Source organism: Phenylobacterium sp. (assembly GCF_036495085.1).
Taxonomy (GTDB): domain Bacteria; phylum Pseudomonadota; class Alphaproteobacteria; order Caulobacterales; family Caulobacteraceae; genus Phenylobacterium.
In genome coordinates, this window is record NZ_DASXNL010000081.1 from 1 (window position 1) to 21,415 (window position 21,415).

Here is a 21,415-nt window from a genome sequence, read left to right on the forward strand (position 1 = left end):
CCCTTGGAGTCGGCGATCACCTTGCCGTGCTCGCACGACAGGAGTTCGGCGAGCTCGTTCATGTTGGCTTCGACCAGACGCTTGAAGTCGAACATGACGCGCGCGCGCCGCTGCGGATTGACCAGGCCCCAGGTCTGCTGGGCGCGCAGCGCCGAGGCGACCGCCGCATCCAGTTCCTGGGCGGTGGCGAGCGCCACGCGGGCCTGCACCTCGCCGGTGTTGGGGTTGAAGATCTGGCCGTAGCGACCGGACGTCCCGGCCACAGAGGCGCCGTCGATGAAATGGGTGAGCTGCCGCATCGATCCTCCTAGCCCCCGCGCCTCCATCGGGCTTGCGCGTTGGCGGAATTCATCATTATGATATTCACAAATAGAGGGCAATCCCGAGCTTGACCGACGAAACGGAACACCCAGGCGCTCGCCGTTTCGACGGGCGGGTGGCGGTCGTCACCGGCGCCGCGAGAGGCATTGGCCTCGCGACCGTCGAGCGTCTCGTGAGCGAAGGCGCACGTGTCCTCATGAGCGACATGGACGCCGGTGTCGCCGAGAGCGCCGCCGCGCTGGGCCAGCCGCACGTGGTCGGAGATCTGACCGAATCAGGCGCCGTCGAAGCCCTTTTCGAAGCCGCCGACCACGAGGTCGGACCCCTAGATGTCCTGGTGAACGGCGCCGGAGTGATCGGCCACGCCACGAAGTTGATAGACTTGGCCGCCGAAGAGTTTGACCGAGTTATGCGGATCAACCTCAACGTCACCCTGCTGACGACCCAGGCGGCGGCGCGGCGCATGACCCCCAAAAATTCGGGGGCCGTGGTGAACCTGGCGTCGGTGGCGGCCGTGATGGCCAGCGGCGATCAGATCCCCTACGCGGTCTCCAAGGCGGCGGTGAAGCAGCTGACCGCCATGACCGCGCTCTCGCTCGCGCCCCATGGCGTGCGGGTGAACGCCGTCGCCCCTGGACCCGTGGAGACCCCCATGGTCGCGGCCCTGACCGGCGGCGGCCCCGAAGGACTGCAGCGTGTCCTGTCGCGCATCCCCCTGGGCCGGATTGCACGACCGCAAGAGATCGCGGCGATCGTGGCTTTCTTGGCGAGCGACGACGCCGCCTACGTAACAGGACAGACCATCTTCGCCGACGGTGGACGCCTGGCGCTGGGCTATTTCGCCGAGCCGCTGGCCGGCCCGGGCGCAGGCGCCTGAGATGCGATACCGCCGACTGGGGGCCAGCGATCTCATGGTCTCCGAGATCACGCTGGGGACTTGGCTAGCCTATGGCGAGGGGTCCGTGCGGACCAAGCATATCGCTTGCGTGCGCCGGGCCCTCGACCTCGGGATCAACCTGATCGACACCGCCAACGTCTATGGGTGGGGCGAGGCGGAGAAGCTGATCGCCGATGCCCTGGAAGGCGTTCCGCGCGACCGCTACCTGATTGCCACAAAGCTCTGGGGCCCGATGAACGATATGGACCGCGGCCTTTCGCGCGCCCAGGTATTCAAGCAGATCGACGACTCGCTGCGGCGGCTAAAGACGGACTACGTCGACCTCTACCAGTGCCACCGCTACGATGAGGAGACCCCGCTGGCGGAGACCATGCAGGCGCTGTCCGAGATCGTGCGGCAGGGCAAGGTCCGCTGGCTGGGCTTCAGCGAATGGCCGCAAGACAAGGTGCGCGAAGCCGCCGCCCTGGCCGGCGTCGAACGCTTCGTCTCAAGCCAGCCGCAGTACTCGCTCCTTTGGCGCGAGCCGGAGGACGCGGTTTTCCCGCTGAGCGCCGAGCTCGGCCTCGGCCAGCTGGTCTGGGCGCCCCTGGCTCAGGGAGTGTTGGCGGGCCGCTATCCGCCAGGCTCGCCCTTCCCGGAGGGCTGGCGTGGCGAAAGCCCGGCGATGAGCCTGCACCTGCGGCGCTGGTTCAGTCCCGTGGTGCTGGAGGCGGTCGGTAAGCTGCCCGCGATCGCCGCCGAGGCCAGCCTCTCGCCCGCCCAGTTCGCCATCGCCTGGACGCTACGCCGACCGGAGGTCACGTCGGCGATCATAGGCGCCTCGCGGCCGGGCCAGGTGGAGGACAACGCCGCCGCCAGCGGCGTGGCGGTTGACTCAGCACTTTTCGCGCAGGCGGAACGGCTCATGGCCGACGCCCTGGCCGAAGCAGCGCGTCTGGAGGGTACCGGTGTCTGACAGCGACGACTTCGCCCACCGGCTCGAGGCCCTTGAGAACCGTGCGGCGATCACCGAAGTGGTTTTGCGCTACGCCCGCGCAATAGACCGGTGCGATGAGGCCATGCTGCGTAGCTGCTTCCATCCGGATGCGCGCCACCGCCACGGCAACTTCGACGGCGCTTCGGCGGACTTCTGCGGATTTGCACTGGAGATCGTTCGCAAGGTCGAGCTGTCCCACCACCAGCTGGGGCCCGTCTCCATCGAGCTCGCGGGCGAAGTGGCCTATGCGGAGACCTACTACACCGCCTTGCACCGCTTCGGTGCGACACCGCCACCGAGCGGCGAACCACACGAAGACCGCTTCTCGGGCGGACGTTACGTGGACCGGTTCGAACGGCGTGACGGCCAATGGCGCATCGCCGAGCGGCGCGGGATCAGCGAGTGGATGCGCTACGAGCCGGCCGCCGATCGCGGCTTTTATGACGGGCCCGCCGATCAGCGCGGCCGGCGCGACAGAGACGATCCCGTCTATCGTGGCGGTTAGTCTATAGTCTAGTCGGACGCCGGCAGCTTCTTGGCGTCCTCCTGGACCAGCGGCCGGTCGTCGAGACTGAGCCCACCCTGCCCGCCCTTGCTGGCCAGGACCACCATGCCGCTGTCGGCATCGGCGTAGCGCTTGCCGAGGATCACGCCGCCGGCATGGTCGGGCGACACTGTCGCGCCCGCGGGCGTTTCGGCCCCGTACTGAATCACCGGCGCACCGCCGCACGCCAGCACGCCTCCGGTCTTGGGGGGGCGCACGATTACGAACTCCCCGCTGCAGACTGCGCTCTTCCAGCGCGAGCCGGGCTTCAGGTCCATCACGCCACAGGCTCCGCGGCGGCCTGGGCGACGCCCAGCTCGCGGGCGACCTTCTCGAGGCCGGCGACCTTTGCCTCCAGCGACATGGACGGATCGTTCGGCCATACGTCGGGACCCCAGAGCACGATGTTGCCGAAGCCCGCTCGGAGATAACTGCGGACGTCGTCGGCGGTGGGGGTGTGCGGGCGCACGAAATACTGGAACGGCTGGCCGGCCCGGCCCTGCGCCTGGCGCGCCGCCTCGATGGTGTCACGCATGCCCTGGGCTTCATCCAGGGTGATCTTGGCGGAGTTGATCCAACCGTCGGCGACGCGCGCCACTCGGCGCAGCGCCGGCCCGGAATTGCCGCCACAGATCAGCGGGACCTTGACTGGGTGCGGCGAGATCTGGAGCTCGGGGAAACGGAAATGAGTTCCCTCGTAGCTGAACCAGCCGCCGGCCCAGGCAAGCTTCAGGATGTCGATCGCCTCGTCCAGGCGCGCGCCGCGCGTCTCAAAGGGAGCGCCTACCGCTTCGAACTCCTCCTTCAGCCACCCCGCCCCGGTGCCGAGTAGGAAGCGGCCGCCGGAAACGTCGTGGGCGGTGATCGTCGCGCGCGCCAGCAAAAGCGGCTGCATCATCGGCACGATGCAGATCGCCGTGCCGACCTTCAGCCGTGTCGTCGCGCCGGCCACCGCACCCAGCAGGAACCAGGGATCGTAGATACGCACGCTCTCGCCGATGATCTCCTTGTCGCGTTCATCGTTCTTGTCATTCGGCGTCTCCTTGCGCGACGGATGGTGACCCTCGTATCGCCGCGGGCTGACGTAGTGCTCGCCGAACCACAGGCCCTCGAAGCCCAACCGCTCGGCATGCCGGGCCAGGTTCAGGATGTCGGCCGGTTCGTAGTTGTAGGTGGTGATTCCGAAGGTTGGCTTGCCGCTCACAGCGTGTCTCCGTCTCTCGTCGTTCAGGCCGGCTTCCACTGCGGCAACACGGGGCCACCCTCGCCCAGCGGCTCGAACCAGACCTGCATGGCCATTTCAGGAACGAGCAGCGGCTCGCCGTCGAGGCGGCCCATCAGGCGGACCTCCGGAGCCTCGTCGAGTTCGACCACCACCAGCGTGTAGGGCGCGGGATAGTCGGGATGGATCTGGTGCATCACCGTCGTCCAGCTGTGCAGACGCCCGGTGCCCCTGGCGTCGCGCCAGGTGGTATGGGCGCCGCCACAGTGGGGGCAATGATCGGTCGGCGGGTGAAGGGCGTGACCACAGTCGTCACACGCCTTGTAGACCAACCTCCCCTCGGCGGCGGCCTGAAAGAAGCCCGCCGTGTCGCGGTCCTGGTCGAAAGGAAGGATGGTGGCGGTCATCAGGCGGCCTTCCGGAGTACGACGCTGGAGCCCACGGGCAGCGGGCCGCCGGTGCAGAGACAGAGCTCGGCGCCATCGACCTGCATGTCAGCTTCGCCACGCAGCTGCCGCACCGCCTGTACGATGTGGTTCATGCCGTGGACGTAGCCCTCGGAGAGATGGCCGCCGCCCGTGTTGATCGGCAGTTCGCCGCCCCGCTTCAGGGCGCCGGACGCCGCGTACGGCCCACCCTCGCCCTTGCCGACGAAGCCGTAGGCTTCGAGCTGCAGGATAACGCTGATGGTGAAGCAGTCGTAGATCTGGGCGATGTCCATGTCCTTCGGACCGACGCCGGCACGACGCCACAGCTCCTCGCCGGCCTTGCGCCCCCCAAGCTCGGTGATGTCCTCACGCGTGACGACCGGGAACATCATGCCGGGCCGAAGGTCGTTGGGCGCGCCGCCCGCTACGGCGCGGATCAGCACCGGCGGCTTCTTCAAGTCCTTCGCCCGTTCGGCGCTGGTGATTACGACGGCGCAAGCGCCGTCGCTTTCCAGGCAGTAGTCGTACAGGCGCAGCGGCGTGGAGATCATACGCGAGGCCAGGTAGTCGTCCATGGTCATCGCCCGGTCGCGCATCTGGGCGTGGGGCGTCTGCTGGGCGTGCTCGCGGCAGGTGATGGCGACCGCGCCGAGCTGTTCGGCGGTGGTGCCGTATTCCAGCATGTGGCGGCGCGCCATCAGCGCGAAGGTCTGGCCGGCGGTCTGCAGGCCGTAAGGCAGATAGAACTCGTCGTAGGTGCCGAAGCCCCCCACCACCTGGCTCGCCATGCGGTCGCCGCCGGCGCCGAGCCGCGTCTCCGAACGGCCGTTGAGCGAGCGGAACGCCAGCACCGCCTTGGCCTGGCCGGTCATCACCGCGCCCATCGCAAGGCCCATCATCATACAGGGCGCCACGCCACCGGGCCCGGTGTCGGCCCAGTAGGCGAGGTTCTTCGCGCCAAGCGCTGCGGCCAGGCTGTAGGGCCGCACCGTGTCCTGTTCGCATCGCACGATGCCGTCGATGTCGTCGACGGTCAGGCCCGCGTCGGCGATCGCCTTTAGCGACGCCTCGGAGGCCAGCGACAGAACGCTGCGCCCGGAGTCGCGGGAGAACTCGGTCTGGCCGATCCCCACGACGGCGGCCTTGTCGCGGCCCGCGAAGGCGAGTTCGTCGTCGATCATTGAGCCACCTCCGTGATCCGTTCAGCGAGCGCTTCGTCCGTGTGCTCGCCCAGCTTCGGCGCGCGCGTGCGCGGCGCCTGACCGAAGGACGAGAAGCGATAAATCGGTCCGGGGTAGAGCACCTCGCCCACGCCTTCGTGCTCGACGGGTTGGAAGAAGTTCCGCGCCTGCAGATGCTCGTCGGCGAACAGATCTTCGGGCGCGTTCAGCACCCCAATCGGCAGGCCTACCGCCTGGCCGTCGCGGTAGGCGTCATCGGCCGTCTGGACGAGGAAGAAACACTCGACCAGCTCCTGCACCTCGTAGAAGCGCGCTTGCCGGTAAGGCAGGTCCGAATATGCCGGTTGGGTAAGCTGGGCCGCCATACCCTTCGAGTCCATCCAAGCGACGAGCGCGGCCCAGGGCTTCGGGTCAGCCAGGATCAGGGTGAAATAGACGAAGCGGTCGTCGGCGCAGCGGAACAACGCCGGCTGCGTGGGCGAGGGCTGGGCGTGGCGGCAGGTCTGTCGCTTCACGTTGACCTTCGGATAGAACCAGTAGGGATTGGCGAGCTCGACGTTAACAGCACATGCTTCGTGCATGGAGACGTCCACTAGCTGGCCGAGACCCGTCTGTTGGCGCTCCAGCAACGCCAGCATCACGCCGATCTGCGCAAAGCTGGTGGCGGTATGGTAGCCTTGGTTGCCGCCCGGCCGGATTGGCGGGATGGAATGGTCGTCGTAGCCGCAGCTGTTCAGCGGTCCGCCGGCGGCAAGCGCAACGAGATCGGAGGACTTGTAGTCCTTCCAAGGCCCACTGAGCCCGAACGGTGTGACCGACAGTACGATCAACCGCGAATAGGCGTTGGTCAGACCCCTCAGGTCCAGGCCTAGGTCCTTGAGTCTGGCGGGCTGCAGCGTCGATATGAAGACGTCGGCCTCGGCCAGCAGCCGATGCAGGACGCGCTGGCCCGCGTCGGTCGCGAGGTCAGCGACCGCGCTCTTCTTGTTGCTGTTGTAGAACCAGAAATTGAGGCTGGTGTCTGGCCCGACGGCGCCCTTCGCGAACGGGCCAACAGCCCTCGTGGGCGAACCGTCCGGCGGTTCGAGTTTGGTCACCTCGGCGCCCATCTGGGCGAGCAGCAGACCCGCGAACTCGCCGCTGGGGTCTTCGGCGACCTCGACGACCTTCAATCCGGCGAGCGGGTGGGCGACGGGCGCGCCGCCAGCGTCAGCAGCCATGTCAGATCACTCCCTCGGCGACGAGCTCATCGTACTCCGCCGAATTGAGCCCCAGGAGGCCCTTGAAAACATGCTCGTTGTCCTCCCCGAGCAGCGGGGCGGACCGCCAATTCTCCTGCACCGTGCGGGTGAACTGGATCGGCGTTCCTTCGAACCGCGCCTCGCCGATCACTGGGTGATCAAGTTCGAAAAAGAGGTGGCGGCTAGCGATTTGGGGATCGTGGTCGTTGGTGTCCTGCGCGGTCTGCACGGCCCCCGCCGGCACGCCGGCCGCCTGCAGCCGGTGCATGAGATCGTGGCGATCCTTGTCCTTCGTCCAGCTTGCGATGTGCGCATCCAGCGCATCCTGGTTGTCGACGCGTGCGCCGGGGGTGGAGAAGTCTGCAGCCCATGCCGGATCGCCCATCTCCGAAAGCAGCCCGCGCCATTGGGCTTCATCGAAGACCGCGATCGCGATCCAACGATCTTCACCTTCGCAGGGATAGACCCCGTGCGGCGCGGCGCTGGGATGCTCCAGCCGATTGCCGGCCGGGAAGTCAGGACCGCGCGTCGAGCGGCCATTCACCGAGACGTCGAGGATAAGCGGGCCGATCAGGTTGATGCCCGCCTCCACGGCAGAGACGTCAATCTCGGCGCCTTCGCCGGTCAGGATCCGGTGATAGATCGCAGTCAGGAGCGCCGAGGCGTTGAAGAATGCGGCTTCGTTGTCCATGTACGACAGCCCCCAGCCGGAGGGCTCTTCGCCAGGCAGGCCGCTGATGTGCGAGAGCCCACTCACGGCCTGCACGACGGGCCCGTAGCTGCGGTACTCCGCATGCGGACCGCTGTGGCCGAAGCCACTCATGCGGGCATAGATCACCTGCGGCGACAACTCGCGCAGGCGTTCATACGTGAGCCCCCATCGCTCCATCACGCCCGGCGCGAAGTTCTCGGTCACAACGCTGGACGAGGCGATCAGCCGGTCAGCCAAGTCGCGGCCCTTGGCCGAGCGCATGTTGATGGTCACGCCAAGCTTGTTGCGGTTGTAGTTGTTGAAGAGGCCGCCTTTGTTCGGATCGGGGTTGGCGTCTTCCTCGCCGTAAGTGCGTACCTCACCCTTGTAGATCGGCAGGCGCCGGGGCATGTCGAGCCGATTGCGATCCTCGATCCGGATCACCTCGGCGCCGAAATCGCCCAGAAGCCGCGTCGCGCAGGCTCCGACGCCCATCCAACAGAAGTCGGTGACGCGGATTCCGGCAAGCGGACCCTGCCTGGGTCCGGGCTTGCGGTCCTGAGGGCGTGGAGCTGGCGTCGCGACGCCGAAGGCGCTCGGCATGGTCACAAAAGGCGCCGCCGACGGCGCTCTCCCTGGTCCGGACGCTGTGGATTCAGCCCTTGGGCAGCAGCGCCGTTTGGGTCATGTCCGTTATAATCATTATTATGAACTAGCCGCAAAATCTGTCAACCTGAGCAGAAGCCTCCGCCGGGGGTTGCAAAGTGAGTTTGCGGCTGCGAGCAAGGCGCGGGCCCGCGGACGCGGACCGACCGGAGGGCTTGAGCGGATGGCATCTGAGGCGAAGGACCCCGGCGTCAGCGGGCGAAAGCCGGTTAACTTTGAGCTGACCCGGCGCAACCTGAAGACTTCGGAGATCGTGGCGCTCGAGATCGTGCGCGACATTGTCGCTCAGAACCTGCAGCCCGGCGACCGGCTACCGCTCGAGGCCGAGTTGCTCGTGCAGTACCGGGTCAGCCGCTCGTCGCTGCGCGAGGCGCTGCGGCTCCTTGAGGTCCAGGGCCTGATCGGAATTCGGCCTGGGCCAGGCGCAGGCACGGTGGTCGGCCGGCCCCTGCCCGGCAACCTTTCGCGCACGTTGACCCTGCACCTGCATATGCTGGGCGCCAGCTACGACGAACTCCTGGAAGCCTGGGTCGAGAGCGAGCCTGTGATCGCCCGGTTGGCCGCTTTGAACCCCGACCGCGAGGCGGTCAGGGAGGCGCTGAGCCCGTTCCTCGACGATAGCCATCCGTACGCGGTGCGTGAGGGCCTACGATTTCACGACGTCCTGGCCGAGCTGTCGAACAACCGCGTGCTGTCCCTGGTGCTTCGCTCGGTGGCCTTCATCGTCACAGAACAGGTCCTGACCACGACCGAGCGCGGCGAGCTTGAGGAGCACATCGTCCACGACCACCGCGAGCTCGCAAAAGCGATCATCAACGGTGATGGGGAACTGGCCGCCAACCTGATGCGAGATCACATCCGTTATGAGGTCGAGCACTTCCGCGAGTTCTGGCCGCTGCGGATCGGCGAGACCGTGCAGTGGCGCTGAGCGCCTAGGACGCCCCGGCGACGGGGGCGGCTGTCAGGGGTTCGACTTCGTTGGCGCCCAGCGGCGCGATCTCATGCAGCGAGCGCATCTCCTTGGGCAGGTGCGAGGCCGCACGCCAGAAAAAGGCGCAGCCGGCGAGCGCCGGGATAAGGGAGGTGGGAAGCGCATAGCGCAAAGCCGCCTCGCCGAGGCCGAAGCGCGTGGCGAAGAGGTCGCTGAGCAGGCCTGTGACTGTGGGCCCGAAGCCGGTGCCGACCAAGCTCACCACCAGCACGAAAATCGCCGAGGTGAAGGCGCGCATCTCGGGCGGGGCCAGCGACTGCGAGACGGCGTTTCCTGGGGCCAAGTAGACGTTGACCATGATCGCCGGCACAACCGCGCTCGCCAATGACAGGCGTACGTCGCCGGTAAAGTACTGCAGGAGCGCGAAGGGAACGGTCAGGAAGGCGGCGATCGAGGGCACCCGCAGATACCAGCGCACATCACGCCGGCCCAATCGTTCGGCCAGCGCGCCGCCGAGGAACGTTCCCGTAGCGCCGCCGAACCCTGTGATCAGCGCCAGCCAGGTGGCGATTTCGCTGATCGGCATCGCGTGCACGCGCGAATAGAAGGGTGCGTTCCAGGCCATCATGGCCGCCTGCGCCCAGGCCTGCAGCGCCTCGCCGATCACGAGATAGCGGAACGAGCGCAAGTTCCAGAGCAGTGTGAGCGACTCCATGAATCCCCGGCGGAACGGGGACGTTAACGGGTGGTCGGTCTCGAACCGTCCGCGCTTCGGTTCTTTGAGCAGCAGCACGACGACCGGGACCATGAGGAGGCCGGCGAGGCCCACCACCTTGAAGGTCTCTCGCCAACCCAGCGCCGCCGTCAGCTTCCCGCCGAATCCGAACCCCAGCATTCCGCCAAGCGGGAGCGCCAGCCCCCAGACCGCCATAGCCCGCGCGCGGCGGTGGCGCGGGAAATAGTCGGAGATCATCGAATGACTGGAGGGCACGCAGCCGGCCTCGCCCACGCCTACGCCGACGCGGCAGAGGAGCAGGGTGAGATACCCGCCGGCGAAACCGCTGGCCACGGTCATCAGGGTCCAGATGGTGAGCGCGGCCGTCAGGACGTATTTGCGCGCCACGCGGTCGGCCAAGCGGGCGACCGGCAATGCGAGGGTCGTGTAGAACAGCGCGAACGACAGCCCCGTCAGCGTGCCCAACTGGGTGTCGGACAGGTGCAGGTCCCGCTTCAGCGCCACCTGCATGATCGAGAGGATCGTGCGATCTATGTAGTTGAAGAGGGCGACGACGAACAGCAGGCCCAGCGCGAACCAGCCGTAGGCGGACGAGAGCTCGCCGGAGGAGTGTTTGCGCATCGCCGAACCGAACCTGATCTGTCGGGGCCCGGCCGCAGGGCTGCGGCCGGGCGCCGTTACGCTATTCGAACCTGTAGGTGAACGTCGCGCCGACCTGGCGCGGCGGATTGATCACGCCGCGATCGACTTCCCGCAGGCCCGCAGCGAATTCGGCCGTGGTGAGGAAGTAGAAGTAGTAGTTCGAGGGCGCAGCCATGTACCAGACGTTGGTCAGGTTCTTGCCCCACAGCTGTAGCCGCCATTTTGCATTGTGCGGCTCGTAGCTGGCCGACGCGTTGAGCAGACCGTCCTTCTTCGTGAAGGGGCGCGCGAGGGGTTGGCCGCCCAGGCGGTAGTTGGTCGGCGAAACCTCAGTGGTCGAGGCCCACTGATCGTCAAGGTGCAGGTTGACCGACCCGCTCAGGGCCTCAAACGTGTAGTCGCCGAATACCCTCAGGTCGTTCAGCGGAACATACGGGACACGGTTGCCCGAGCAATCCACCCCGCCTGCCACGCATCCCTTGAACGATCGGTAGATCGCCTCGTTGTAGGCGTAGTTCAGGCCAACTCGCAGGCCCGAGACCGGCGCGGCCACTGCCTCGATTTCGACGCCCTTCGCCCGCTCTTCGCCGGCGTTGGTGTCTGTGAGGACGGGCCCCACCAAAGAGCGAACCTGCAGGTCGCGGGTATCGGCCTGGAACAGCGCGACGTTGAACGACAGGCGGTGGTCGAACAACTGGACCTTGCTCCCGATCTCGTAGCTCGTGCTTTTCTCGGGCGAGAGCGGCGTAACGGCGGCAACCGGGTTGGTGCTGGTCAGCGACCAGCCGCCGCCCTTGAATCCCGTCGAAACGCTGCCGTAGAAGAGCATCGTGTTGGTGGGGGTCCACTCAATGATGCCGCGCGGGGTGAACGCGCTCCACGTATGCGAGAAGTTGACGTCGAAGGGCGCGCCGTAGAAGACCGACCCGTTCGCGTGCTTGGTGTAGCCGTTCTTGTCCTCAACGGTGTAGCGCGCCCCGACGGTCACCGCGAACTGGTCGTTGATATGGAACTTGCCTTCGGCGAACGGCGCGATCGAATTGACGTGGGCATCGCCCGTCACGGTCTCGTTCTGCAGCTTTCCGCCGGTCAGCACCCCGAGGAACATACCTGGGATCGTGCCATTGAAACCGAAGCTGATCGACTTCCTGAGGTTCTCAAAGCTGTAGTACAGGCCCGCCACGTACTCGAGACGCTTGCCGCTTGGTGAGGTGAGGCGCAGCTCCTCGCTGAACTGGAATTCGCGGCTCGCATTGATCGAATTGTTGTTCATCGGGAGCGGGCCGGAGTCGCCGTCGTCGACGTAGTCCGAATTCAGCGTCCGGTAGCTGGTGATGGCGGTGAGCGTCCCGAAGGAGCGATCCCAGTCTCCGCGCACCTGCGAGGCGAAGATGTCACGCCGGTTGTGGCCGTCCACGTCCTGGAAGATGTCCCACGGATCGGATGAGACCGCCTTCGCATTGGCCACTACCGAGCCCTGTCCGAAGAACTGGTATCCGCTCGAATACTCGTTTTCGTGGTTGTACTGCAGGAACGCCGAGACATGCAGGTCGTCGGCCGGCTCCCAGAGCAGGGAGGGACGGAAGGCGTAGCTCTTCTGGTCCGACAGGTTGTTTCCCGTCAGTACGTTGTGCATGTAGCCATCCACGGCCTTGACGCTATAGGCCAGCCGCACGGCTGTCTTTTCATTGACCGGCATGTTGAAGAAGCCCTGCCCTGTGAAGCCCGACGCATTGTGCCGGTCATAGGTTTCCAGGGTCAGGTCCACCTCGCCGAACTGGTCGTTCAGCCTGGGCTTGTTGCTGGTGATCTGCAGCGCCCCGCCCACGACGTTTCGGCCGAATGTGGTTCCTTGCGGGCCGCGCAGGATAGCAATCTGGCCAATGTCGAAGAAGTCGGCGTCGAAGGACGCAAGCGTGCCGTAGTAGATGTCATCCATAAAGATGGCGACGGGCAGTTCCAGCGCCGGCGCGTCGTTGGTCGCCGCCTGCCCTCGGATCGACACGTTGGCGGTGCTTTGACCCTTGGTAGATATGAAAGCCGCGCCGGGAACTTGCGCCGGCACATCGTCGAAGTTTTCGATGTGAGCGGCCTTGACCTGATCGCCACTGAGCGCCGTGACCGCGATCGGCACCCGGCTGAGCGCCTCCTCGCGCTTGGTCGCCGTCACGATCAGCTCGCTTATAGCGGGCGCTTCGCTCGCGGCCGGCGCTGCGGTCGTCGCGTTCTTGGCTGTCTGCGCCAGGGCGGGGCTCGCTATCAGGCCTGCGCCGGCGATGAGCGCGCCTAAGGCTGCGCATTGCTGAAGTTTGGACCTGTAGCGGGCGGTCACGACGTTCATGGTTTCTCCCCCGTTCTTCCCATTCTGCCCGCGCTGACGGGCTACGGTTTGGGTGGGGTGATTGACTCCCACCTGGATCGGCGGGCGGAGACGAGCGGTGGAGACTCACCGCGCTGCCTGGGACCGCTCAAATGCGGCCTGGGCTGTCCCAAGCGTCCCTTCCCACACCTCTGTTATTAAATGGTGATCATTATGATGATTAGCCGGATGTCAACATATCCTCTCTTCAGTGCGAAGCAGCGATCGCCCTTAGTGGTCGAGCTGCAACAGCTGCTTTCCGCGGTTCTTGCCTTCGAACAGACGCCTGAGCGCGACGGGGGCGCTTTCGAATCCCTGGAGCACGTCGGGCCGAGCCTTGATCCGTCCCTCTCGAAGCCAGCCGACCAGACGCGAATCGGCCTCGGGAAAGTCCCGCTCGTAATGCGGCATCAGAAAGCCCTGGATGGTCGCCCCGGTGAACACCACGTTGAAATAGTTGCGAGGCCCCTCCGGCATCTCGGGGCTGCGCGGATCGAAGTTGTAGCGGGAGATGCCGCCACAGATGACCACGCGCGACCCGACCGCCAGCCTCGCAAGCACGTCGTTCAGGATCTCGCCGCCCACGTTGTCGAAGAAGATGTCCACCCCGCCGGGACAGAGCTCGCGCAGCCGGGCGCGCACCTTCTCGCTGCGATAGTCGATGGCCGCGTCGAAACCGAGCTCGTCGGTCAGCCAAGCGCACTTCTCAGGCCCGCCGGCGATTCCGATCACCCGGCAGCCCGCAAGCTTGCCGATCTGGCCGACCAGTGAACCCGTGGCGCCCGCCGCCCCGGAGATCACCAGCGTGTCGCCGGCCACCGGCTTGCCAACCTTCATCAGCGCCAGATAGGCCGTGCGGCCGGTGCCCCAGAGCACCGAGAGCGCCGCTTCAACGGCGATGCCGGACGGGACCCTCTGCAGATGCCCGCCAGCAATCGTCGGATATTCTCGCCAGCCCAGATCGCCGACCACCCTCTCGCCCGCGGCGAAGTCGGGGTGCGCGGACGCCACCACGACGCCGCCGCCGGAGCCCGGCATGACGCCGCCGATCTGCACCGGCGCACGGTAGTTGGCGGCGTTCTCCATCCAGCTCTTCTGTGCCGGGTCGAAGCTCAGCACCTGGGTCTGGACGAGCACCTCGCCGTCGCGCGGCGCGATCACGGGCGCGTCGGCAAGCTGGAAGTCGGAGTCCTTCAACGGCCGCCCGACCGGCCGTTCGGCGACCACCCATTGACGCTGCGCGGAGGGGGTCATGCGCGAGACTCCTTGTTCAAGCGGCGCCGGCTTCGAGGGCCGCGGCCCACGCGGCTTCGGCCAGCGGCCGGACGCGCGCAGCCTGGCGGCTCGCGCCTTCAGCGGCGGCGTTGCCGGCGAGAGCGCGGCCAACGATGCCCTGTACGATCGCCGCCACCCGAAAGAGGTTGTAGGCCTTGTAGAAGCCGAGGTTCTCGGGCGCCGCGCGCCCCACCCGCTCGCAGTAGCGCGCGACATAAGCGTCCAGGCTGGGGATGCCGAGCGCGACGAGATCGTAGTCGACCAGCGTGCCGCGCGAGTCACCGTCGTGCGGCCGGTACCATTCCATTGCGTGATAAGTCAGGTCACCCATCGGGTCGCCCGTGGTCGAGAGCTCCCAGTCCAGAACGGCCGCCACCTGCGGCTTATCCGGCGCGATCAGCAGATTGTGGAACGAATAGTCGCCGTGGATCAGCCGGGTCTCGCCTTCCGGCGGCAAGGCCCTGGGCAACCAGTCGATCAGCCGGTCCATCTCGGCGATGTCGTCGGTCTTGGAGGATTCATATTGTTGGCTCCAGCGTCCTACCTGGCGGCCGAAATAGTTGCCCGACCGGCCGAAGTCTTCGAGGCCGAGGGCCACATGGTCGAGGCTGTGCAGGCGAGCCAGCGTCTCGTTGGCTGAGTCGTAGACCGCCGCGCGCTCAGCCGGCGTGAGGTCGGGCATGGCGCTGATCAGGAACACCCGCCCCGCCACATGGCGCATGATGTAGAAGGCCGTGCCCAGCACGTCCGGGTCCTCGCAGAGCACGAGCGGCTCGGGGACCGGGAAGCCCTGTTCGAAGAGGGCGCGCATCACCCGGAATTCACGGTCCACGGCATGCGCCGATTTCAGCAGCACGCCGGGCGGCCTGCGGCGCAGCACGTACTTCGCGCGCGGTGTGGTCAGAAGGTAGGTGGGGTTCGACTGGCCGCCCTCGAACTGGGCAAGGCTCAGCGGACCTTCGTAGCCGACCACGGTGTCGCCCAGGAACTCGGCAAGGCGGGCGGCGTCGATCTGGTAGGCGGCCTTCACTGCCACCGTTTCGCCCAGGTACTTGCGCATGGTCTCGCTCATCGGTCGGCCCTCACGGCACGCCGCCGTCGAGGCGGATCACCGCTCCGGTCGTAAAGCTCGACCTGTCGCTGGCGAGATAAAGCGCCGTCGTCGCGATCTCCTCCGGCCGGCCGATGCGCTTCACCGCCGCCGGCGAGTTGCGGTCCGCCTCCTCGCGCCAGCTCTTGGCGATGTCGGTCCAGAACGGGCCGCACTGGATGGCGTTCACCCGCACGTTCGGGCCGAACTCAAGGGCGTGGTCCTTCGTCATGATGTTGAGCGCGGCTTTGGCGCCCGCGTAGACCGGATAGGTCGGGCTGGGCTTCTCTGCGGCCATGCTGGAGACGTTGACGATCGACCCCGAGCCCGCGGCCACCATGCGGTCGCCAATCAAGGCTGAGAGCCGGAAAGGGCCCTTAAAGTTGACGCCCACGGTCTTGTCGAACAGCTCCTCCGAGACCTCGGACGAGCGCGGCGCTGTGGGCGCGATGCCCGCGTTGTTGATGAGGACATCAACCTTGCCGAAGGCATCGTAGGCCGCCTCCACCAGCACCGGAATCGCATCCCACTGGCCGACGTGGCAGCCGACGGCGAGAGCGCGGCGGCCCAACGCCCTCACCTCTTCGGCGACCGTCTCACACGCCTCCAGCTTACGGCTGGCGATGATCACGTCCGCGCCGCTGGTCGCGAACGCCTTGACCATCTCATGGCCCAGGCCCCGGCTGCCGCCGGTGACCAGCACGACCTTGTCCCTGAAATCGAAGTAGTCCGCCACGTCGCCTCCCCTTGCCGCCCGTGGGCCCACCGCCGGCCCGTTCAGGAAAGTCCGGCCGGGCCCCCTGGCCCGGCCGGAAGTGTTCCTCGGGAGGTCAGTCGAGGTGATAGATGCGCGCGGCGTTGCCGTGGACGATCTTCTCCACGTCGGCCCGATCGACCCCTGCGAACGCCTCTTCCATATAGAGCGATGGATAGGTCGCCGATGTCGCGGGGCCCGGGCTCATACTGGTCGGGTGCGGAAAGTCGGTCTCATAGAGGATGTTGTCGGCGCCCAGAATGTCGATCGTGGGCTTCAGGGTCTTCTTCTCGAACCAGAAGGAGCCGTAAATCTGCCGCTTGAAGAACTCGCTCGGCAGCAGCTTGTACTCCGGGTTCTCCAGGTGCGCCCCGCAGTTCAGCCACTGGTAGTCGAGGCTGGCCAACTGGTAGGGGATCCAGCCGACACCGCTTTCGACCACCACGAAGTTGAGCTTCGGGAAGCGATGGCAGACGCCGCCGCAAATGATCTGAGCGATGGTCTGGGCCAGGTCGAGCGAGAACAGCGCGCCCATCGAGGCGAAAGCCGCGTGCGGCTTTACTGACGGGTGCATCATGTCGAAGTACCACATGTCCCCGGCGCCGACGTGGAAGTTGATCGGCAAGCCGAGGTCCTGGGCCGCGGCCCACAGTCTGTCCCAGTGCGGATCGGTCAGCTTCGGTAGGCCGAAGGTCTCCGGCTCGGCGCAGAAGATCACACCCTTGTGGCCCAGGGCGGCGCAGCGGGCCATCTCCGCGACCGTCGCGTCGAGGTCCCAGAACGGCAGGGCGCATTGCGGGATCAGGCGCTTGGGGTCGGCGCTCGCCCACTCGGTCAGCCAGTTGTTGTAGGCCTGAACGCAGATCAGCATCAGCTCGCGATCGCCGAGTCCCAGGAACCGGCCTGCGCCGAAACCCGCCACGTTCGGATAGAGGATCTGGGCGTAGATGCCGTACTCGTCCATCCGCTTCAGGCGTGCCGTGTTCTGGTAGAGGGCCGGGTCGACCATCTCGAGCTTCTGCGGCCGCTTGGGCGGGTATTCATGCCAGCCTGCCATAGCCGCGCCGGCCGCGGCGCCGGTGCGCTCGCCGTTAAAATACCAGGCGTCCTCGTTCATCTTGGGGTCCCAACGGACCTGCGGCACCTGGTCGGCAAATTTCTTCGGCGTGCGCGTCGTCCACAGGTCGTACGGCTCGATGACGTGGGTGTCCGTATCGATGACTTTGAATTCTTTGACGATCGCGTTCACGTCTTCCTCCTGGGCCCCACGTTTGCGGACCCTGCGCCGACGCCGGCCGAGAGCCCGCGGTCGATCTCTTGGTCGACGAGATTATGATGATGATTGTCATCATAATCAAGCGTCGATTGACTCAGGCGCCCAGGAGCACGCGCGCCAGAATGTTGTGCTGGATCTCGTTGGAGCCGCCGTAGATCGTAGCCGCGCGGCTGTTCAGGTACTTGGCGGTCGGTGTGAGCGCATAGCCGGGCCCGACCGGCGGCCGGTTCGCGCCCATGCCCAGCGCCTCGCGTTGGTCCGGCGCCGCGTAGGGGCCGAGCGCCTCCATGGCGAGCTCGGTGACCAGCTGCAGCAACGTGCTGACCGTCAACTTGAGCCGAGAAGCGATGGTGTCGCCGACACTCTTGCCGGCCATCAAAGTCTCCGCGACGCTGCGCTCGGCGTGGTCGAGCGCCTGCAACTGAATGTCGATGGCGCACCAACGCTGGCGGAAGGCCGGATCGTCCAAGCCCTCGGCCCGGGCGATCTCCAGCGCCGAATCGAGCATCGTCTTCAACCGCGCCGCTTGGGCGCCTGCGCCGCGCTCGAACTCCAGAAGGTACTTGGCCACCGACCAGCCCTGGTTCTCGTCGCCGACCAGGTTCGCCGCCGGCACGCGCACGTCGTCGAAGAACACCTGGTTGATCTCGTGCTCGCCCGAGATCGAGATGATCGGCCGCACGGTTAGGCCCGGCGCGTCCATCGGGGTGAGCAGGAAGCTGATGCCCGCCTGCGGCTTCACCTCGGTGTCAGTGCGCACCAGCACGAACATCCAGTTCGCGAAGTGCGCATGCGTCGTCCACATCTTGGATCCAGAGACGACGTAGTGGTCATCGTCGCGGACGGCGCGTGTCTGCAGGGACGCCAGATCGGAGCCCGACTGCGGCTCGGAATAGCCCTGGCACCAGTAGTGCTCGCCCGACAGCATGGCGGGCAGGAAGAAAGCCTTCTGCTCAGGCGTACCGTACTTCATCAGCACAGGCCCGCACATCTGCAGGCCCATGGCCGGCAGGACCGGGGCGTTCGCCCGCGCGCACTCGTCGGCGAATATGAACCGCTGCATCGGGGTCCAACCGGGACCGCCGTATTCCTTCGGCCAGGACGGAGCGACCCAGCCCTTCGCGTGCAGGACCTTGTGCCAGCGGCGGCATAGGTCGCCTTCGGAGAAAACGCCGGCCTGCCGGGCCTGGGCGGCGCGTATGTCGGGCGACAGGGCCGCTTGCAGGAAGGCGCGGACCTCCTCGCGGAACGCGGCGTCGGCGTGGGCGGCATCCATGGCTCAGGCCACCGCCTGCCGCGGCGCATTGGTCGGGGCGTACTTGCCGAGTTCCATGCGCGCGATGGTGCGGGCGTGAACTTCGTCCGGACCGTCGGTGATCCGATGGATGCGGTTAGAGGCGTAGAGTTCGGCTAGACCGAAGTCGGCGGTCACCCCGGCCCCACCGTGCGCCTGGATCGCGTCGTCGATCACCTTGCAGGCGATCCGCGGCGCCGCGACCTTCACCATGGCGATCTCGGCCCGGGCGCTCTTGTTGCCCGCCACGTCCATCATCCAGGCGGCCTTGAGGCAGAGCAGCCGGCACATCTCGATGTCGATCCGCGCCTCGGCGATGCGCTGCTCCCAGATCGAATGCTCGGCCAGCGCCTTGCCGAAGGCGACGCGATCCAGCAGCCGCCGGCACATCTTCTCGAGGGCGACCTCGCAGGCGCCGATAATGCGCATACAGTGGTGGATGCGACCGGGGCCAAGCCGGCCCTGGGCGATCTCGAAACCGCGGCCTTCGCCGAGCAGTAGAGCCTCCTCGACCGGCACGCGAACGTTCTCTAGCAGCACCTGCATGTGGCCGCCGTGGCTGGCGTGGTCGTAGCCGAATACGGGCAACATCCGCTCGAGGGTGACGCCGGACGTCCCCGCCGGAACCAGCACCATCGATTGCTGGGCGTGGGTGCGCGCGCCAGGGTCGGTCTTGCCCATCAGAATGTAGACGCCGCACCGTGGATGGCCAGCGCCGGACGAGAACCACTTGCGGCCGTTAATCACATAGTCGTCGCCGTCACGTTCGATCCGGGTCTCGATGTTGGAGGCGTCGGACGAGGCCACCGCGGGCTCCGTCATCAGGAAAGCCGAGCGGATCTCGCCGTTCATCAGTGGACGGAGCCAGCGCTCCTTCTGCGCCAGCGTGCCATAGCGCATCAGGACTTCCATGTTGCCAGTGTCCGGCGCGGAGCAGTTGAACACCTCCGACGACCACCCGACGCGGCCCAACATCTCGGCGATGGCCGCAAACTCCAGGTTCGTCAGTTGAACGCCCTCGAACTTGAAGGTGTCATCGACATGGGTCTGGCCGCTGTGCGGCGGCATAAACATGTTCCAAAGGCCCTCGGCGCGGGCTTTGGCCTTCAGCTCGTCGACGATCGGCACCGCCTTCCAGCGTTCGCCCGCGTGCTCCTGGCGCGCGTAGATCTCCAGGTTTGGATAGATATGCTCGTCCATGAAGCGCGCGACGCGCGCCACGAGCGCCTTGGTCTTCTCACTGTGTTCGAACTGCAAGGGGGGGCTCCGCAGGGTCAGACTTCGAGGATCACGACGCCGGAAATGCCGGGCGCGCCGTAGACCTGGCTGTAGCCGAGCCTGGCGCCCTCGACCTGACGCCCCTCGGCGCGGCCGCGCAGCTGCTGGGCGTTCTCGTAGACCTGCCGCAGGCCCGAGGCGCCGATGGGCTCGCCGCAGGCCAGGCACCCGCCGTCGGTGTTGATGGGGAGCTTACCGCCCAGCCGGGTCGCGCCATCGGCGATCAGTTGCTCCTGCTCACCATCGGTGCAGAAGCCGTTCTCAGCCATGTGCATGACCTCGGCGCCGGACTCGGTGTCTTGGATCTGGGCCACATCGATCTCGGAGGGGCCGACCTCGGCCATTTCGAAGCAGGCCTTGGACGCCAGCACCGTCGGAGAGGGACCCCGCTCGACGTCCAGCGACGGCGAGAACACCTCGAACGAGCCGTTCACCCGCGTGCGCACCGCCGCGCCGCGCAGTCGTGGGCCCGCCAGGCCCAGTTCGCGCATCTTCCGGTCCGAGGCCAGGATCAGCGCCACGCCGCCTTCGGCCGGTGAGCAGAACATGAACTTGGTCAGCGGGTCGGACAGCATCTGCGAATTCAGGATGGTGTTTAGCCCCACAGGTTCGCGCCGCCACGCGTGGGGTGTCTTCGACCCGTTCTCGAACGCCTTCTCCGCCACCCGCGCCAGCGTCGTGGAGGTGATGCCGTGGAGGCTCATGTAGCGGGTGATCTTGTTGGCGAAGAACTGGGTGGTGAGCATCATCCCCTGCTCGCCGTACCAGTCCGGAAGACCCCATTCGGAGGGGTCGGAGTTGAAGGCGCCGCGTGGGTGCTTGTCGAAGCCGACAACCAGGCCGAGGTCGAATTCGCCCGACTTGATCGCCCAGTAGCCCGAGAGCAGGGCCGAGCCGCCGGTCGCGCAGCCGTTGGCGACGTTGACGAACTGCACGCCGGTCAGGCCCAGGCGCGGCAGGACAGCATCGGCGTTGCCCGCGGCGGAGGATCCGCCGAAGCCAAACTGCATGTCGCTCCATTCGAGGCCGGCGTCGCCAAGCGCCTCGCGGGCGGCATGGACGCCCTGGTCGAGGCCTGTCTTGGCGGGATGGCGGCCGAAGGTGTGGATGCCGACGCCGACGATGCGCACGTTGGTCATTCTGGGGCCCCTTGGCTGGGTTGGAAGGCGAAGGTCAGGACGTCGCCGCCGGCTCGGTGAAAGGGCATCAGCGTCAGGCGCATCGGCATACCGACTTTCAGCGATCCGAAGTCCTCGGTCGCGAGGCGGCTCTCGACAATCACCTGTCCGGGAAGCTCCACGTAGCCGAGCGCAAACGGCCGGAAGCTCTCCTCGTCGTCTGCGCCCTGGTAGGGCGGCGTCTTCGGCCGGAACCGCTGCACCGTGTACGACCACAGCGTTCCTTCCGGCGCCAGGTGGGTGGGCTCGTAGAACTGGGCCTCCGGCCCCTCAGGCATTGGGAAGACCACCTTACCGTCGCTTTTGCGCACGCCGCCGATCAGCCGCGGTCCGCCGTCGACCACCTCGAACAGCCCCTGGGCAATAGGCGCCACGCCCATCCCACTCCTCCACCATTATAGTTCGTTCTAGCTAGATTGATCATAATGATTATA

At 66.5% G+C, this 21,415-nt stretch carries 21 protein-coding genes; 4 read left to right on the top strand and 17 right to left on the bottom strand.

Going from position 1 to position 21,415, the window contains the following annotated elements; translation table 11 throughout:
* A partial coding sequence (locus VGI62_RS09550) for an aldehyde dehydrogenase family protein (RefSeq protein ID WP_331504247.1) occupies nt 1–299 on the bottom strand: 299 nt, incomplete at its 3' end.
* Nucleotides 300–388: 89 nt separating this feature from the next.
* Between VGI62_RS09550 and VGI62_RS09555 the strand changes: the two genes are divergently transcribed.
* From VGI62_RS09555 to VGI62_RS09565, 3 genes are read left to right on the top strand one after another with little or no spacing between them, the layout of a single operon-like run.
* On the top strand, nt 389–1,198 hold the full coding sequence (locus tag VGI62_RS09555) for a glucose 1-dehydrogenase (protein WP_331504248.1): 810 nt from the start codon (nt 389–391) through the stop codon (nt 1,196–1,198).
* A 1-nt stretch (nt 1,199) separates the two neighbouring features.
* On the top strand, nt 1,200–2,174 hold the full coding sequence (locus VGI62_RS09560; RefSeq protein WP_331504249.1) for an aldo/keto reductase: 975 nt from the start codon (nt 1,200–1,202) through the stop codon (nt 2,172–2,174).
* On the top strand, nt 2,167–2,700 hold the full coding sequence (locus VGI62_RS09565; RefSeq protein ID WP_331504250.1) for a nuclear transport factor 2 family protein: 534 nt from the start codon (nt 2,167–2,169) through the stop codon (nt 2,698–2,700). The genes VGI62_RS09560 and VGI62_RS09565 overlap by 8 nt, the downstream gene beginning before the upstream one ends.
* 8 nt (nt 2,701–2,708) lie before the next feature.
* Here the strand turns inward: VGI62_RS09565 and VGI62_RS09570 are convergent, their stop codons facing one another.
* Genes VGI62_RS09570 through VGI62_RS09595 form a run of 6 tightly spaced genes read right to left on the bottom strand, consistent with a single transcriptional unit; the run spans nt 2,709 to nt 8,105 of the window.
* Nucleotides 2,709–3,017 carry a hypothetical protein gene (locus tag VGI62_RS09570; RefSeq protein WP_331504251.1) on the bottom strand — a complete coding sequence of 103 codons (309 nt, stop codon included), beginning with the start codon at nt 3,015–3,017 and terminating at the stop codon, nt 2,709–2,711.
* A complete protein-coding gene (locus VGI62_RS09575; RefSeq protein WP_331504252.1) occupies nt 3,017–3,943 on the bottom strand; it encodes a TIGR03619 family F420-dependent LLM class oxidoreductase in 927 nt (308 codons plus the stop codon). Before VGI62_RS09575 ends, VGI62_RS09570 begins: the two co-directional genes overlap by 1 nt.
* A 23-nt stretch (nt 3,944–3,966) precedes the next feature.
* Nucleotides 3,967–4,368, bottom strand: a complete 402-nt coding sequence (locus VGI62_RS09580; protein WP_331504253.1) for a Zn-ribbon domain-containing OB-fold protein — start codon at nt 4,366–4,368, stop codon at nt 3,967–3,969.
* Complete coding sequence (locus VGI62_RS09585; protein ID WP_331504254.1) at nt 4,368–5,570, bottom strand: thiolase C-terminal domain-containing protein; 1,203 nt, start codon at nt 5,568–5,570, stop codon at nt 4,368–4,370. The genes VGI62_RS09580 and VGI62_RS09585 overlap by 1 nt, the downstream gene beginning before the upstream one ends.
* A complete protein-coding gene (locus VGI62_RS09590; protein WP_331504255.1) occupies nt 5,567–6,790 on the bottom strand; it encodes a CaiB/BaiF CoA transferase family protein in 1,224 nt (407 codons plus the stop codon). Before VGI62_RS09590 ends, VGI62_RS09585 begins: the two co-directional genes overlap by 4 nt.
* A 1-nt stretch (nt 6,791) precedes the next feature.
* The gene (locus VGI62_RS09595) at nt 6,792–8,105 is read right to left on the bottom strand and encodes a CoA transferase (protein WP_331504299.1); all 1,314 of its coding nucleotides are present in this window, start codon (nt 8,103–8,105) and stop codon (nt 6,792–6,794) included.
* A 226-nt stretch (nt 8,106–8,331) separates the two neighbouring features.
* Between VGI62_RS09595 and VGI62_RS09600 the strand changes: the two genes are divergently transcribed.
* Nucleotides 8,332–9,096, top strand: coding sequence for a FadR/GntR family transcriptional regulator (locus VGI62_RS09600; RefSeq protein ID WP_331504256.1), 765 nt, complete (start codon nt 8,332–8,334; stop codon nt 9,094–9,096).
* Between the two features lie 4 nt (nt 9,097–9,100).
* Here VGI62_RS09600 and VGI62_RS09605 read toward each other — a convergent pair whose 3' ends face one another.
* The 10 genes from VGI62_RS09605 to VGI62_RS09650 form a co-directional block, all read right to left on the bottom strand.
* Nucleotides 9,101–10,456, bottom strand: a complete 1,356-nt coding sequence (locus tag VGI62_RS09605) for an MFS transporter (RefSeq protein ID WP_331504257.1) — start codon at nt 10,454–10,456, stop codon at nt 9,101–9,103.
* Between the two features lie 61 nt (nt 10,457–10,517).
* Nucleotides 10,518–12,818, bottom strand: a complete 2,301-nt coding sequence (locus VGI62_RS09610) for a TonB-dependent receptor (protein WP_331504258.1) — start codon at nt 12,816–12,818, stop codon at nt 10,518–10,520.
* Nucleotides 12,819–13,067: 249 nt separating this feature from the next.
* Nucleotides 13,068–14,090 (bottom strand): NADP-dependent oxidoreductase, encoded by a 1,023-nt coding sequence (locus tag VGI62_RS09615; RefSeq protein WP_331504259.1) that lies wholly within the window; start codon nt 14,088–14,090, stop codon nt 13,068–13,070.
* Between the two features lie 16 nt (nt 14,091–14,106).
* Nucleotides 14,107–15,183 (bottom strand): phosphotransferase family protein, encoded by a 1,077-nt coding sequence (locus VGI62_RS09620; RefSeq protein ID WP_331504260.1) that lies wholly within the window; start codon nt 15,181–15,183, stop codon nt 14,107–14,109.
* Between the two features lie 10 nt (nt 15,184–15,193).
* A complete protein-coding gene (locus VGI62_RS09625; protein ID WP_331504261.1) occupies nt 15,194–15,937 on the bottom strand; it encodes a glucose 1-dehydrogenase in 744 nt (247 codons plus the stop codon).
* Between the two features lie 94 nt (nt 15,938–16,031).
* Complete coding sequence (locus tag VGI62_RS09630) at nt 16,032–17,204, bottom strand: amidohydrolase family protein (protein ID WP_331504262.1); 1,173 nt, start codon at nt 17,202–17,204, stop codon at nt 16,032–16,034.
* 121 nt (nt 17,205–17,325) lie between these two features.
* Nucleotides 17,326–18,507 (bottom strand): acyl-CoA dehydrogenase family protein, encoded by a 1,182-nt coding sequence (locus VGI62_RS09635; RefSeq protein ID WP_331504263.1) that lies wholly within the window; start codon nt 18,505–18,507, stop codon nt 17,326–17,328.
* Nucleotides 18,508–18,510: 3 nt separating this feature from the next.
* Nucleotides 18,511–19,782, bottom strand: a complete 1,272-nt coding sequence (locus VGI62_RS09640; protein WP_331504264.1) for an acyl-CoA dehydrogenase family protein — start codon at nt 19,780–19,782, stop codon at nt 18,511–18,513.
* Nucleotides 19,783–19,799: 17 nt separating this feature from the next.
* Nucleotides 19,800–20,942, bottom strand: a complete 1,143-nt coding sequence (locus tag VGI62_RS09645) for a thiolase family protein (RefSeq protein ID WP_331504265.1) — start codon at nt 20,940–20,942, stop codon at nt 19,800–19,802.
* Nucleotides 20,939–21,355 carry a Zn-ribbon domain-containing OB-fold protein gene (locus tag VGI62_RS09650; protein ID WP_331504266.1) on the bottom strand — a complete coding sequence of 139 codons (417 nt, stop codon included), beginning with the start codon at nt 21,353–21,355 and terminating at the stop codon, nt 20,939–20,941. Before VGI62_RS09650 ends, VGI62_RS09645 begins: the two co-directional genes overlap by 4 nt.
* Between the last annotated feature and the right edge of the window lie 60 nt (nt 21,356–21,415).